General features: G+C 29.8%; 17 protein-coding genes. 4 read left to right on the forward strand and 13 right to left on the reverse strand.

All coding sequences use genetic code 11. The features are described from left to right. Positions 1-15: 15 nt before the first annotated feature. The 10 genes from Q0T35_RS08445 to pdxS all read right to left on the reverse strand — a co-directional run bounded on the left by Q0T35_RS08445 (position 16) and on the right by pdxS (position 8227). On the reverse strand, positions 16-987 hold the full coding sequence (locus Q0T35_RS08445) for a Gfo/Idh/MocA family oxidoreductase (RefSeq protein ID WP_293918453.1): 972 nt from the start codon (positions 985-987) through the stop codon (positions 16-18). A 484-nt stretch (positions 988-1471) separates the two neighbouring features. Further along, positions 1472-1747, reverse strand: a complete 276-nt coding sequence (locus tag Q0T35_RS08450; protein WP_295842544.1) for a carboxymuconolactone decarboxylase family protein — start codon at positions 1745-1747, stop codon at positions 1472-1474. After that, a complete protein-coding gene (locus tag Q0T35_RS08455; protein WP_295842545.1) occupies positions 1732-2235 on the reverse strand; it encodes a carboxymuconolactone decarboxylase family protein in 504 nt (167 codons plus the stop codon). The genes Q0T35_RS08450 and Q0T35_RS08455 overlap by 16 nt, the downstream gene beginning before the upstream one ends. A 243-nt stretch (positions 2236-2478) precedes the next feature. Further along, the gene (locus Q0T35_RS08460; protein WP_293918457.1) at positions 2479-3093 is read right to left on the reverse strand and encodes a Type 1 glutamine amidotransferase-like domain-containing protein; all 615 of its coding nucleotides are present in this window, start codon (positions 3091-3093) and stop codon (positions 2479-2481) included. A 315-nt stretch (positions 3094-3408) separates the two neighbouring features. After that, positions 3409-4266 (reverse strand): aldo/keto reductase, encoded by an 858-nt coding sequence (locus Q0T35_RS08465; RefSeq protein WP_293918458.1) that lies wholly within the window; start codon positions 4264-4266, stop codon positions 3409-3411. A 38-nt stretch (positions 4267-4304) separates the two neighbouring features. After that, a complete protein-coding gene (locus Q0T35_RS08470; protein WP_293918460.1) occupies positions 4305-4736 on the reverse strand; it encodes a cupin domain-containing protein in 432 nt (143 codons plus the stop codon). Between the two features lie 299 nt (positions 4737-5035). Continuing rightward, positions 5036-5770 (reverse strand): SDR family oxidoreductase, encoded by a 735-nt coding sequence (locus Q0T35_RS08475; protein ID WP_293918462.1) that lies wholly within the window; start codon positions 5768-5770, stop codon positions 5036-5038. Between the two features lie 114 nt (positions 5771-5884). Next, positions 5885-6703, reverse strand: coding sequence for an AraC family transcriptional regulator (locus Q0T35_RS08480; RefSeq protein WP_295842549.1), 819 nt, complete (start codon positions 6701-6703; stop codon positions 5885-5887). 7 nt (positions 6704-6710) lie between these two features. Then, entirely contained in the window at positions 6711-7274 is a 564-nt protein-coding gene (gene pdxT / locus Q0T35_RS08485) for a pyridoxal 5'-phosphate synthase glutaminase subunit PdxT (RefSeq protein ID WP_293919162.1), read from the reverse strand. Positions 7275-7351: 77 nt separating this feature from the next. Continuing rightward, the gene (pdxS, locus tag Q0T35_RS08490) at positions 7352-8227 is read right to left on the reverse strand and encodes a pyridoxal 5'-phosphate synthase lyase subunit PdxS (RefSeq protein ID WP_293919161.1); all 876 of its coding nucleotides are present in this window, start codon (positions 8225-8227) and stop codon (positions 7352-7354) included. Positions 8228-8476: 249 nt separating this feature from the next. Between pdxS and Q0T35_RS08495 the strand changes: the two genes are divergently transcribed. The 4 genes from Q0T35_RS08495 (at position 8477) to Q0T35_RS08510 (ending at position 10979) form a co-directional block, all read left to right on the forward strand. After that, positions 8477-9190 carry a TIGR00730 family Rossman fold protein gene (locus tag Q0T35_RS08495; protein ID WP_293919160.1) on the forward strand — a complete coding sequence of 238 codons (714 nt, stop codon included), beginning with the start codon at positions 8477-8479 and terminating at the stop codon, positions 9188-9190. A gap of 62 nt (positions 9191-9252) precedes the next feature. After that, a complete protein-coding gene (locus Q0T35_RS08500) occupies positions 9253-9723 on the forward strand; it encodes a DUF6702 family protein (RefSeq protein WP_293919159.1) in 471 nt (156 codons plus the stop codon). Between the two features lie 71 nt (positions 9724-9794). Beyond that, a complete protein-coding gene (locus Q0T35_RS08505; RefSeq protein WP_295812471.1) occupies positions 9795-10271 on the forward strand; it encodes a lipocalin family protein in 477 nt (158 codons plus the stop codon). 30 nt (positions 10272-10301) lie between these two features. Then, the gene (locus Q0T35_RS08510) at positions 10302-10979 is read left to right on the forward strand and encodes an OmpA family protein (RefSeq protein ID WP_293919155.1); all 678 of its coding nucleotides are present in this window, start codon (positions 10302-10304) and stop codon (positions 10977-10979) included. 64 nt (positions 10980-11043) lie between these two features. Here Q0T35_RS08510 and Q0T35_RS08515 read toward each other — a convergent pair whose 3' ends face one another. The 3 genes from Q0T35_RS08515 to Q0T35_RS08525 all read right to left on the reverse strand — a co-directional run bounded on the left by Q0T35_RS08515 (position 11044) and on the right by Q0T35_RS08525 (position 13775). Then, the gene (locus Q0T35_RS08515) at positions 11044-11418 is read right to left on the reverse strand and encodes a hypothetical protein (RefSeq protein ID WP_295842552.1); all 375 of its coding nucleotides are present in this window, start codon (positions 11416-11418) and stop codon (positions 11044-11046) included. Between the two features lie 168 nt (positions 11419-11586). Continuing rightward, entirely contained in the window at positions 11587-12231 is a 645-nt protein-coding gene (locus Q0T35_RS08520; RefSeq protein ID WP_366937735.1) for an AbiH family protein, read from the reverse strand. Between the two features lie 254 nt (positions 12232-12485). Beyond that, positions 12486-13775: a hypothetical protein gene (locus Q0T35_RS08525; RefSeq protein ID WP_295842554.1), complete on the reverse strand. Its 1290-nt coding sequence runs from the start codon at positions 13773-13775 to the stop codon at positions 12486-12488.

Below are 13775 nucleotides of genomic sequence, written 5' to 3' on the forward strand. Positions count from 1 at the left end.
TCTTTGTTTCCCACTCTATTTTTTATTTTCAATTTGTCTCATAACTTCTAATGCTACTCGTAAAGCTTCTCTTCCTTGCATCAATGTTACTTTAATAGACTTATTATTTTCAATGGAATCTGCTAAAGAATCCAGCTCGTCTAATATGGAATTATTATTTTCAATATCGGGATATTGGAAAATAATTTGTTTTTTCTCACCCTCAGCATTTTCAATTATCATATCAAATGGTTGCACTTGTTCCGGAACTTCTTTAATTCTTATGATCTCCGCTTTTTTCTCCAGAAAATCTATGGAAACGTAAGCATCTTTTTGAAAAAATCTACTTTTTCTCATATTCTTCATTGAAATTCTACTGGTAGTTACATTAGCTACGCACCCATTTTCAAATTCAATTCTAGCATTAGCAATATCGGGAGTATTGCTGACAACTGCTACCCCACTGGCATGTATTTCTTTTACTTTTGAATTTACCAACGATAACACAATATCTAAATCATGAATCATTAAATCTAGGACAACCGGAACATCGGTTCCTCTAGGATTAAATTCTGCTAAGCGATGGATTTCCAAAAACATTGGATTTTGAATGTAAGGTTTTGCCGCAGTAAAGGCCGGGTTAAATCTTTCAACATGTCCTACTTGACCCTGCACTTTATATTCTTGGGCTAAACGAATGATTTCATCAGCTTCTTCTAAAGATCTGGCAATAGGCTTTTCTATAAAAAAATGTTTACCAGCTTGTATGGCTTTTTTGGCATATTCAAAATGTGCAAAAGTAGGAGTTACTATATCTAATAAATCAATTTGATTTATTAGTTCTTCAAAGCTTTGAAAAAACTTATAACCGAATTCTTCTTCCAGTTTTTTTCCATTTTCTTCATCGCTATCATAAAAACCTATTAAATCATATTTTTCAGATTGTTGTAATAATTTCAAATGAATTTTGCCTAAATGTCCGGCTCCAACCAAACCTGCTTTTAGCATAATATTTTTATTATTTAATTAATTATTTTAAAGTTATAATTAAAATTTATACGAATTAATTACTCATTTATATATAATCCAATAAATTTACAAATAAATAAAAAATAGAAAAAAACTTTAATATTCTCTTAAATCCCAAATTATTTGAATTTAAAATTTTAATTAAAAGGAATATTATATCTATGGACTTTCTATTTATGTTAGTAAGTTAAAATAGAATCCAAAACCTATTCTTTATCATATTTAGTAAACAAATGTACTATATTTTAATGATAGATTAAAGGTATATATTACATCAAAAGAAATTTATGTGCTTTTATAATATGAAGGATATGGTAATAAAATGTACTGCCATACATGATATTATTTTTATGTACGACGTTGTAGATTTTAATAATTATAAGATAAAAGTAAATTTTTTTCAAAAATTACTTTGCAATAACAAATGTTATTTTTTAAGCTAATATTTTTTTAAAGTTAATAATTAAGACTCTAAAGGTTTCTCTGAACAGTCTATAATAATTTTCAATCCTTTTAAGGCTAAAGGAAAGCCTATATAAGGCAAAGTTTGAACTATGGCTGCAGCTAATAATTCCTTACTATTACCTATTTTTATATTTGCATAGTAGTGAGATACCAATTGATCTTCTGCTCCCATAGAAGTTAATACACAATAATTAAGTAATTCACGAAGAGGTAAGTTCAATCCTTTTCGTGTATAAAAATCTCCAAAATAAACTTCTGTTAGAAATTGAGCCACTTTTCTCCAATTCCTCCTGGTACCTTTGACATTAGATTTTCAATGCGATTTCCATATAAAGGGTCTTGTATTTTTAATCCCTCGTCATATCGATTGTCTTCCATTACCATGCCTTGTCTTTCTAATGGCAATTGTATGTTACATTCGGTAAAAACCTCATTTATTACTCTTAAAGCATTTAGTGTTTTGGGAAATCCTATGACTGGAACGCATTGATAAACAGCCTCTCTAATTTCTATTGGAGTTACCCCAATGGTTAAAGCTGCATTTACATGTGACTTCAATTGAGGCAATTGCTGTAAGGAAGTGAGAACTACACAGGTTATTAATTCACGTGTTTTCTTATCTATATCTCCAATAGTAAATACTTCTCCAAAAATAAATTTTTGCAGTATATCCATCATTTCCGGGTCATTGCCTTTTCCATTGAGAGCTTCTCCTTTAAATAATTTCTTAAAATTATCTTTACAAATTTCTATTCTATTCATACGATTATATTTTTTATTAATTTGGTAATATTTGATGAAATCAATTACTTTTTTTAATTTATATTAATTGCTTTTTTTTTAATTTATATTATATAATAAGTTTTAAGTTAAAAATTACTCTTCCCACTCTATTTTATTTTTGTATGTAAAAGTTTTTTTATTTGATAAATAGAATATACTGTATTCTATAATCTCTTCATTATTTATTAAGTTTATCAAAAAATATTTCTATATATAAATTATTCAGACTATTGTATACGTATTGTCATTAACAATTATAGCCTGATGATTATTAATTGGCACTAATTTTAAATTATCTTTATACTTTGTATAAATTTGCTGGACTGATTCAACAAATGGTTCTTCAATATAATGAGGTAAAGGATAGAAATCGATAAGATTTAGTCCGGTATAGTTTTCCAAATCAGGAGCCAAACTGCTATCATCCATAATTTTATTATATTCTATATCCGCTGCCAGAATTATTGCCCCTGCAGACTCTCCAATATAAAAACACCCCTGTGTAATTATCTTAGTCAATATCTGATCAAGTTTTTTCCTTTTTAGTTCCTGCAATAAATAAAATGTGTTACCTCCGCTTATACAAATTATTGGAGCATTTGAAAGAGATGTTTGGCATTGTTGTAAATCGGTATGGGCAATATCTAGCATATCAAGTTCAAATCCATATTGCTGCAAGGCGTTTTTTCCGTCATCTATATATCCGGTATATTCTTCAACATTTCCAGCTGTAGGAATAAACAAAATATTTTTTACTCCACGTTGTTCTTTTTGAAGCAGTTCGACAAGCTTTTCAATGGTTCCGGCTATGTACGACGTTAAGAAAATTGTTTTCATAGGTAATTTTTCTAGGTATTAAACAATAAAAGAACTATTTTAAAGATAATAAGTTTAGCCTAAACACTTATTAGAATTTTGAAGCAGTTCGACAAGCTTTTCAATGGTTCCGGCTATGTACGACGTTAAGAAAATTGTTTTCATAGGTAATTTTTCTAGGTATTAAACAATAAAAGAACTATTTTAAAGATAATAAGTTTAGCCTAAACACTTATTAGAAATATCTCCCCTATTGTGTATAGCTATCCGTACATTGATTATTAAATCATAGGAATAAATTATTTCTTAAAATTTTACTTGCAAGATCATTAAATATTAGAATAAATTATGTTCCTTTTTGTAATTTAAAATAAATCGTACGGTCTCATGGTCATTATGTGAAAAGAATAAAGATTTTTCTTGGTCCAAAGATTCTAAGGAATGTAGATCTTCTTCTGAAATATTAAAGTCAAAAACGTTAAAATTTTCAATCATGCGTTCTTTATGAGTAGATTTAGGTATAACAATAACCTGTTTCTGTATTAAAAATCTAAGTGCTATTTGCGCAGTGGTTTTATTATATTTATGACTTAAAGAAACTAAAGTTTCGTTGGTAAAAAAGTTATTTTTTCCTTCTGCAAATGGGCCCCATGATTCAATTTGGGTACCGTATTCATGCATTATTTGCTGAGCAATTTTTTGTTGATTGAAAATATGAGTTTCCACCTGGTTTACTGCCGGTTTTACTTCTACATGTTCAACAAGGTCCACAAAACGATCCGGATAAAAATTACTTACACCAATAGCTTTGGCTTTTCCTGTTTTATACAATTCTTCCATGGCACGATATGAACCATAATAATCACCAAATGGCTGATGTATTAATAATAAGTCTACGTAATCCATTTGAAGTTTTTTTAAAGATTCTTCTACCGATTTCTTAGCTCTATCATAGCCTGCATTTGAAACCCATATTTTGGTGGTAATAAAAAATTTGTCTCGATCAATATGGCTGGCTTTGACTGCTTTTCCAACTTCTTCTTCATTGTAATAGGCTTGTGCGGTGTCTATTGATCTGTATCCAACTTCTATTGCTTCTGATACTGCTTTCACACAGTCTTTGGGAGATATTTGATATACTCCAAAGCCTAATATAGGCATTTCTATTCCATTGTTTAATTTTATATAATCCATTTTATGTATGTGTTTATTTTGGATAAAAATTTATCTTTTTATTTATTTGTTGAGTTAAATGCTTGTTGATAATCTTCATTTGATACCGGTTCCATCCAAATATTTTGATTATTTTGAGGATTGCAGGTAATTGCTAAATGAGAAAACCAATCATGAGGCGCTGCCCCATGCCAGTGCTCCAAATTTGGAGCAATTTCAATAATATCACCCGGCATCATAAGTTGTGCTTTTTTACCCCGTTCTTGATATAATCCCTTGCCTCCTATAGCAATAAGTATTTGTCCACCGGAATGTGTATGCCAATTATTTCTACAACTAGGCTCAAAAGTTACATTAAATAAAGGTACATTCAATTCTTTTAGAGATGTAAGTTGTTTCAACCAAGATTTTCCGGAAAAAAAACGTTCATATTCTATATTTTCGTTTCCTTGTGGAAAATCACTGATTTTAGGAGGATTTGAATTTTTCATAAGAATTTGTTTATTTATTATCTGATTTTTTTGATAGGAGATATCTTTCTTTACGAATAAGGGTTAACTAAAATTAAAAAAATATTTACCCAAAAAACAATTTTATTTTTATAAATATCATATATAAACCTACTATATATATTACATTTAACAATAAAAAAATTATGTTAACTTTAATTTCTTATATTCAGAATTAAATCTAAATATAAAATATTTATATAAATATTTAACTTAAATAAATCATTTATTGGATAAATATTTATTTTTAAAAATCAGATTTTTATTTTACAATTTATTGTTTAGAGAGATTGTTTAGTCGGACGTACAATTATCTCACTGATAGATACATCTACAGGTGTATCTATCGCATAAACAACAGCATTTGCAATATCTTCAGAAGATACACCGTATCCTTCTGTATTCTGCATTTTAAGCTGACCTTCTTTTAATGATTCGTCTTTCATGGTTTGATAAAGGTCTGTACGCACTGCTCCCGGAGATACCATGGAAGATTTAATGTTATTTTCGCGTTGTTCCTGACGTAATCCCTCCATGATGGCACGTATAGCCGATTTTGTTGCACAATAAACTACTGATCCCGGGTATACATAATGCCCTGCCACTGAATCAGTGGTAATTATGTGACCGGATTTTTGTTTTACAAAATAAGGAAGAACTGCAGCAATTCCATTCAGAACTCCCAATACATTTACATGTAACATATCATGCCAATCATCACGCTTACCATCTATAAGATAAGAGGAAGGCATTGTTCCGGCATTATTAAAGATGACATCAATTTTTCCAAATTTATTTAAAGCCAAATCAACTACAGCTTTTACTTCATCAAAATTGGAAACATCCGCTACTTTGTATTCGATTTCAGATCCCGGTAAAGAATCCTTAATAGCTTTTAATCTTTCCTCTCTTCTCGCTGCTATAACAAGCTTTGCACCTTTTTCTGCAAGTTTTTTTACTGTCGCTTCCCCTATTCCACTGGAAGCCCCCATCACAATTATTACTTTTTCTTTCATAACATTTTAATTAAAGATTTTTAAGTTCTATATGTGATTACATAAACAAAGTTAATGCCAGTTAAAAAATTTCCTTTTGCCGAGAAGATCAAATAAATTTGTTTTAGAGCTTAATTAGTGTTTTTCAGATGGTGAAAAACCATATTGCTTTTTAAATGCTTTATAAAAATGAGATAAGTTTTTAAATCCTACTTCATAGCAAACGTCTTTTATTTTCAAATCACTGTATTCAAGCATATTATACGCAACTTCAAGCCTTTTTCGAATAATCCATTTTCGGGGCGGAACATCACTTACTTTTGAAAAATCTCTCTTAAAAGTTGCCAAGCTTCGTCCAGTATATAATGCAATTTCTTTCATGCTTAAATCAAACCTATAGTTTTCATTTAAAAAATCAAGAATATCAATTTTCCAGGGTTCAGTAAAGTCAAATAGTATAGAATAAAAATTTTTATTGATTTTTAATAAGGATAGAATGGCCTCTTGTTCTTTTAGGCTTAAAATATCTTTAGAAGGTTTAATTGATGTGTCAAAATAAGGATCAAGAGAGTGGAACAAACTAACTAAATCGGGGCGTAAGGGGATGATAAATATATTATCTTTTGGGGGAAAGATTTGGGGTTCATTATCTTTTTTCAAACTTTTATAATAAAAATCGCGAAGAAAATTACGTCTTAACGTCATGGTAATTCCTTTATATTGCTGATCTCCGGAATTAATTTTTGTCATTTTTATATTATAGTTTCTTCGTACAAATACACAACTTCCCGGTTCTAAAACAATTTCTTTTTTGTCTTTTTCCTCAATAATTAGTTTTCCGGAATACAAATAAATTAAACAATGATCTTGCGCCGAATGTACACAACTGGTATCATTGTTTGCATAATAAGTCAGAAATATTCCTGAATAATTTATTATTTTTGATTTATTCATAAAAATTTTAGCTACATACTTTTTCTAAAAAGTATTGATGAACTTTTAGAGAAGAGTTTAGTTCCGGATGGAAAGACGTTACCAACATACTTTTTTCCTGTGCGGCAACAATATTTCCATTTACTTCTGCCAATATTTTTACTTTAGAGCCTACTTCGGAAATATACGGAGCTCTAATGAATGTCATCGGCACAGTTCCAATTCCTTCGAAATTTTCTTCAACAAAGAAACTTCCTAACTGTCTCCCATAAGCATTTCTTTTTGCTGTAATATCCATGACTCCCAAATGATTGCCACCATCTTCAACTTTTTTAGCAAGTAAAATTAATCCGGCACAGGTACCGAATACAGGTAACCCGTTTTCGATCATGTTTTTTAGCTCATCAAGCATGTTCAAGTCTCTTAATAACTTTCCTATCGCAGTACTTTCTCCACCCGGAATAATTAGGCCATTCATAGATCGAACTAAATCTTTTTTTTGCCTTATTTCAAATGTACTTATACCTAATTCTTTCAATATCTGAATATGTTCTATAAATGCTCCTTGCAATGCTAATACTCCTACATTCATATTTAACGATTTGAATTAAAAAAGTCATTTTGAAAAAATTATTTTCAAAATGACCTAATATCAGTTTAAACTTTATTTTATTTTCCTCTTTCAGCCATTAGTATCTCAATTTCTCCTTCATTTATTCCTACCATGGCTTCACCTAAATCTTCGGAGACTTCTAATAAAATGTTAGGATCATTATAATTAGTTACTGCTTTAACAATGGCTTGAGCTCTTTTTACAGGATCTCCCGATTTAAATATGCCGGAACCAACAAATACTCCTTCAGCTCCTAATTGCATCATTAAAGCTGCATCGGCTGGAGTAGCAACCCCTCCGGCAGCAAAATTTACCACCGGTAATTTTCCATTTTCATATACGTATTTTACTAATTCATAAGGTACTTGCAATTCTTTAGCTTCATTAAAGAGCTCATCATCATGCAATCCCTGAATTCTACGAATACCCTCATTCATAGCGCGTAGATGTCTTACTGCTTGCACTACATCTCCGGTACCCGGTTCTCCTTTTGAACGTATCATAGAAGCTCCTTCTTGTATTCTTCGTAGTGCTTCTCCAAGATTTTTAGCTCCGCAAACAAAAGGAACTTTAAATTTGGTTTTGTTTACATGGTATTTATCATCTGCCGGTGTTAAAACTTCACTTTCATCAATATAATCGATTTCTAATGCTTCTAATATCTGAGCTTCTACAAAATGCCCGATCCTTATTTTAGCCATAACAGGTATGCTTACTGCTGCTTGGATTCCTTTAATCATTTTCGGATCGCTCATCCGTGAAACTCCTCCTACAGCACGAATGTCTGCAGGAATTCGTTCTAAAGCCATCACTGCAACCGCTCCTGCTTTTTCGGCTATTTCTGCTTGTTCAGGAGTTGATACGTCCATGATTACTCCTCCCTTTAGCATTTGTGCTAAATTTTTATTTAATTCATATCTATTATTTTCCATATCTATCTTTTATCTTAATTACGTCTACAAAAATAATATAATATATGGTTATAATCCTCAAGAATACTTTTTTTATTTTTCCCATATATTTTTTCATAAATGTAAAGCTTATATCATGTACGTCATAATGAACCTATTAGGATAAAATTGTAAATTATAATTCAAATCATTGCCAATTTATGATGGTAGATTTTTATTATGCTTTATTTTTGCTGTACATATTTTGTCTAAATAAAAAAATAATACAAAATGCATAATTCAGAAAAAAAAGAATTTATTGCTAATAATTTTAAACAAAAAAACTGGAATGAAATAAAAACCAGAGACAGTTGGATGCTTTTTAAAATTATGGCGGAGTTTACTAACGGATTTGAAACCATGACCAAAATAGGACCTTGTGTTTCAATATTCGGTTCTGCTCGTACCAGTCCTGAAAATAAATATTATGGACTAGCAGAAGAAATTTCTTATAAACTTACCAAGATCGGCTTTGGTATTATTACCGGAGGGGGGCCTGGAATTATGGAAGCAGGAAATAAGGGTGCTCAAGCCGCAGGAGGAAAATCTATAGGTCTTAATATTGAATTGCCATTTGAAACCGGCAGTAATCCGTACGTAGATTATAAACTAAGTATGAATTTCAATTACTTTTTTGTTCGAAAGGTCATGTTTCTTAAATATTCTCAAGGATTTATAGTCATGCCCGGGGGATTAGGAACCATGGATGAATTGTTCGAAGCTCTAACCTTGATTCAAACCAAAAAAACAAGTAAATTTCCTATTGTTTTGGTAGGTACTAAATACTGGAGTGGTTTATTGGAATGGATGCGCGAATCTATGCTGGAAGAAAATTATATAAAAGATACAGATTTTAATATTTTTCGACTTGTCGATACTGCCGATGAAGCTGTAGGGCATATTCGCGCTTTTTATGATAAATACAGTATTAAACAAAATTTTTAATGGTATTTGGCATTAAATTTGTTTTCTCTCGCAGAATGTAACCAAATATAATTAAACCAATGATGAAAAAGTTTATTCCTTTTATTTTATGTATTTTATTTTTATGTTCGTATACTCTTTATTCATCTGATTTTTTTACTTCTATAACTAAAGTGGAATATGTGTCTAGTACTAAAACATTAAAACTTTCTTCGAAAGTAAATGTTGAGCATATCGAACAAACTATTGGGAAAAAAGTCAACTCGAATGATTTTGATACTTCCCTAAATAAATACCTTCAAAATAATGTTAAATTGAGTATTAATGACACACCGGTAACTTTTACTTTTTCTTCTAAAAATCCGGACGGTAACATAGTCTGGATCTATTATGAAGTAAATGGTGTTAATTCCGTTTCTTCCATTAGTATAAAAAATTCATTGTTGCTGGATAAATACCCTGAGCAGCAGAATTTTATTAATTTTATTGTTAATGGACAGAAAAAATCTTTAGTATGTAAAAAAGGATCGGATTCAGGGAAAATAAATTTTTAATGTTTTAAATTTTTATTTTATTTGTTACTTTTTATATAAATAATAATTATAAATTTAAATTAATTTCTTTTATGAAAAAAATTATGATTTTAGGAATTTTGAGCATCTTTATGTTGTATTCATGCTCATCTTCTAATTCCGTAGCTCTTGACCGTCCCTCTCAAAGAGATGTAAGAGGTACTTGGAGACTGGATAGGGTTTCTTATTCTGAAAATATGGTTAAAGTAAAAGCTTTTGATGAATATGATGCACAATGTCTAAAAAATAGCGTTTGGTATTTTATTGCTAATAATAATAGAGGAAATTTCACCTTGCAAGGAGGTAATACTTGTCCTGCTCTTACTCAGAATTTTACCTGGTATATAGATAAACAAAATATGCTTGTTTTAAAGTTACTTAATGAAGGTGATAAAGCCAGAAAAGTAACTACAGGAACTACTTATTTATATGATAATATTTCCGAAGAAGAATTCAACTTAAGTCAAGTTATTAGTGGAGTTACTATTACTTTTCATTTTAGTAAATTAGCATCCGGAAAATTAAAATAAATAACTTGTGAATAATATACAATTATAATTATGAAATCATTAATTACAAAATTAACAGTAATCTTATTGTCTGCAAGCATCATACTCTCTTGTAACACAAATGATACTCAAAAAGGAGCCGGAATAGGTGCCGTTGCTGGAGGTGTGTTAGGTGCTGTAATCGGAAACAACGTAGGAAATAAAAACAACGCTGCGTTAGGTGCTGTAATTGGTGCCGCTGTAGGGGGAACTGCTGGTGGTTTGATTGGTCACAAAATGGATCAACAGGCTCGCCAAATTCAAGAAAGTGTTCCCGGAGCTACTGTAGAACGTGTGGGTGAAGGAATAAAAGTCGTTCTTAATGAAAATGCGGTGCGTTTTGATTTTGATAAATCTACCTTAACTCCTACTGCAAGAAAAAATTTGGATCAAATTATTTCCATATTCAAACAATATCCTGATACTAATATTGGTATTTTCGGGTATACAGATGCTAAAGGAGCAGATCAATATAATTTAAATTTGTCCGAAAATAGAGCTAAAAGTGTTGCTGATTATTTAGCAAGTAATGGAATCAGTTCCAGTCGTTTCACTATTAAAGGGTTTGGTAAAGCAGATCCTATTGGTGATAACAACACTGAATCCGGAAGAGCTTTAAATAGAAGAGTTGAATTTTCAATTACGGCAAATGAAAAAATGATTCGTGATGCAAAATCTGAATCTAATTAATAAGTAAATATATTTTACACTTTATATAATTTTGAAGAAAAGACAGACATAAGTTTGTCTTTTCTTATTTTTCAAAGGTGAGCAATTTTTCATCAATGAAATATTGAATTATAGCTTTTTTCATCAATAAAGTTTGCTCATTGGGTTTTAAGTCGGGAAGCTTTTCAATTAATTTATAATGTGGCCATTTATCTTTATCGTATCCATCTAGTTTATAATATCCGAACGGTTCCAATAAACGACAAACCGCAATATGTATTAAATTCATTTTTTCATCTTTTTTATATTTTTTATAACCTAGCCCCAATTCTTGTAAACCTATTAAAAAAATCATTGTATTTAAATCGGGTATATCATCTTGAGCAAACTTTTCTTTAAAAAAAATTTCTATTTTACTCCAAAGTTGTGCTTCGTTCATTGTTTTTAAAATTTTACTCATGTAAAATTATAATAAATATAAATATGCTTTACAAAAGTTTTACATGTGCACAAAACTTTTCATAAATGTATTTATTGAAGGAATCTTAATTTTTATATGAAAAAAAACATAAATTTATAATAATAGAGAAGTATGCACTATTTAATTTACAATCAGTATTTTAAAAGCTTATATTAATGAAAGAAGTTTCGCGTTTTTATCATATTTTATTTTTATTATATCATTGGAATTAAATGGGAGTACTTTTTTTCTCATATCTCCTTTATTCTTAAATATTCTACCCATTTGATAAGTCTTCTCAATATAATCTGTCGAATTTAAACTTAAATTATCATCTCTATATTTTTGATATGTCAATGCCTTTATTTTTAGACATCTTTCATTATTAAAGATTTCGCCTAATAAAGTTTTATCAGATAAGCCGCAAGAATGCCCCATTATATAAACTTCAAAATCATTACTGGAGACAAAATCTATTAATTTTTGATAATTGTTTGTTCTTAAGTACCAATATGTTTTCATATATTTTAAACATTCATCATATTTTTCAATTAATTTAAAATTTGTTTCATCTTCTTCATCACCATAACCAAAAACAATAGGATTATCTTTATTTTTAAATTCGCTATGAATATTTATTATTGAGGTATTAGGGATATTTTTTTGAATTTCAGGGAAATAATCTTTTATTGTTACAGTATAATTAAAATTTAAAAATAATATACTATCAGGTTTATTATTACTATTATAAAGATTATCAGTAAGTTGATTTACTAAAATATGATTAAAAAAATAAAATATTGTTTTTTGAATAAATTACCTTCATTTACATTTCCTTTTGAATTAGGTGTTTTATTCCATTCAATTTTTTCTTAAAAATATTTTTTTCATATTCTTCAATTATTTTTGATTTGAATGAAATTTAACTTTAAGGGATTATGATAAATATCAATAAAACATTAAACCGAACATTATTTTTTGTAAAATTCAAATGAGGTGTAAAGCTAATTATTGGTTTATATACAAAAGTCTAAGTCCTGTTAATTCCATAATCAATATTTTACATTCTAATAATCAGTACTAATAACACTAATGGAGTTAGAGAAATCTTCTGCATCAGCTGCTTCCTGTATTTCTATTGCTTTAATTAATACCTTTCTATCAAAAATAGCACTAATAAAAGGTTGGGCTATGGCTAATAAACTCCCAGCTCCTTTTCTTGCTTCTTTTAAAGATTTATATTTATTCAACTGAATTTTATCTTGTTCCATCTGAGTCGCTTTATCATAATTTCTTTGTGTATGCATACCCCTTGCATTTCCACTTCTATTGGTAAATATATCTTTAACATCTGAACCATATTTACCTTCTTTAATATCTGATAAAACTTTAGCTGATTCTGAATTACTTAATGTACCAGTTCTTTGAGCTTCTGCTACAGAGGCTTCAAAATTAGCAATGGCTTCTTTACTTGCCCCATTGGCTTTCATGGCTTCTACAATTTGATTTTTATTCTTAACCATATTACTAATATCTTTTGCAGGATTGTTGGCTCCCATTACATAATCTAAAAGACCTTTATCTGGCGCTGGTTTCTTTTCTAAAGAATTTCGAACTTCATCATACCTTTTACTTTTATATCTTTCTGCATATTTATCTCCTACCCATTGAGCACTGGGGTTTATTACATTCTCACCTAAATAAATGGCTAATCCTGTACTTAATGCAAACATAATCCCTCCTCCTATGGTTTCAATCCCCATCACACTAAATCCTAAACCATATCCAGCTAATCCATTGACTACTACATTAAGTCCAATATCTGCCTTATTATTCCAACCAATAGTACTAGCAGCTTTAGCAGCAGCAGTCTGACTGATAAAAGGTAGTAATATTCCTCCTTCTCCACATTGGAGAATAGAGCAACTCAATATAGCATTGTATTTGTTTTTGTAAACTTTAGGATGATATAATTTCCATTGACTGGCTTCATTTCCTAAGGCTCCTATACATTTAGGGCTAGTAAATATATCATATAAAGCTATTCCCACAGCAACTACACCTATAACTCCTCCTATAATCCATCCAACAACAGGAACAGTAGCCGCCGCTGCCGCTATTCCAAGAGCTACACCAACTCCTCCTACAAAAGCCCCTTTGCTTAATCCTTTACTCCATCCTGTTTTACAGGTAAAATCTTCATTTAATTTTTTATCAATAATAGTGAGAAAGGCTCTATTTTCCTGATAAAATACAGAAACTTTTCTTTTTTCTGAATCAGCAAGTAGTTCCCTATAATCATTTCCTGTCTGATTAGTGCAAACTATATAGGTTTTTTCTGGCAAATAAGAGGACAT

Source organism: uncultured Apibacter sp., assembly GCF_946479295.1.
Classification (GTDB): Bacteria; Bacteroidota; Bacteroidia; order Flavobacteriales; family Weeksellaceae; genus Apibacter.

Excerpts from the sequence above, each read along its gene's own strand:
- Q0T35_RS08515 (WP_295842552.1), bottom strand. The coding sequence starts at position 11,418 with ATGAGTAAAATTTTAAAAACAATGAACGAAGCACAACTTTGGAGTAAA.
- Q0T35_RS08465 (WP_293918458.1), bottom strand. The coding sequence starts at position 4,266 with ATGGATTATATAAAATTAAACAATGGAATAGAAATGCCTATATTAGGC.
- Q0T35_RS08455 (WP_295842545.1), bottom strand. The coding sequence starts at position 2,235 with ATGAATAGAATAGAAATTTGTAAAGATAATTTTAAGAAATTATTTAAA.
- Q0T35_RS08480 (WP_295842549.1), bottom strand. The coding sequence starts at position 6,703 with ATGAATAAATCAAAAATAATAAATTATTCAGGAATATTTCTGACTTAT.
- Q0T35_RS08505 (WP_295812471.1), top strand. The coding sequence starts at position 9,795 with ATGAAAAAAATTATGATTTTAGGAATTTTGAGCATCTTTATGTTGTAT.
- Q0T35_RS08525 (WP_295842554.1), bottom strand. The coding sequence starts at position 13,775 with ATGTCCTCTTATTTGCCAGAAAAAACCTATATAGTTTGCACTAATCAG.
- Q0T35_RS08475 (WP_293918462.1), bottom strand. The coding sequence starts at position 5,770 with ATGAAAGAAAAAGTAATAATTGTGATGGGGGCTTCCAGTGGAATAGGG.
- Q0T35_RS08495 (WP_293919160.1), top strand. The coding sequence starts at position 8,477 with ATGCATAATTCAGAAAAAAAAGAATTTATTGCTAATAATTTTAAACAA.
- Q0T35_RS08470 (WP_293918460.1), bottom strand. The coding sequence starts at position 4,736 with ATGAAAAATTCAAATCCTCCTAAAATCAGTGATTTTCCACAAGGAAAC.
- pdxT (WP_293919162.1), bottom strand. The coding sequence starts at position 7,274 with ATGAATGTAGGAGTATTAGCATTGCAAGGAGCATTTATAGAACATATT.
- Q0T35_RS08510 (WP_293919155.1), top strand. The coding sequence starts at position 10,302 with ATGAAATCATTAATTACAAAATTAACAGTAATCTTATTGTCTGCAAGC.
- pdxS (WP_293919161.1), bottom strand. The coding sequence starts at position 8,227 with ATGGAAAATAATAGATATGAATTAAATAAAAATTTAGCACAAATGCTA.
- Q0T35_RS08460 (WP_293918457.1), bottom strand. The coding sequence starts at position 3,093 with ATGAAAACAATTTTCTTAACGTCGTACATAGCCGGAACCATTGAAAAG.
- Q0T35_RS08445 (WP_293918453.1), bottom strand. The coding sequence starts at position 987 with ATGCTAAAAGCAGGTTTGGTTGGAGCCGGACATTTAGGCAAAATTCAT.
- Q0T35_RS08500 (WP_293919159.1), top strand. The coding sequence starts at position 9,253 with ATGAAAAAGTTTATTCCTTTTATTTTATGTATTTTATTTTTATGTTCG.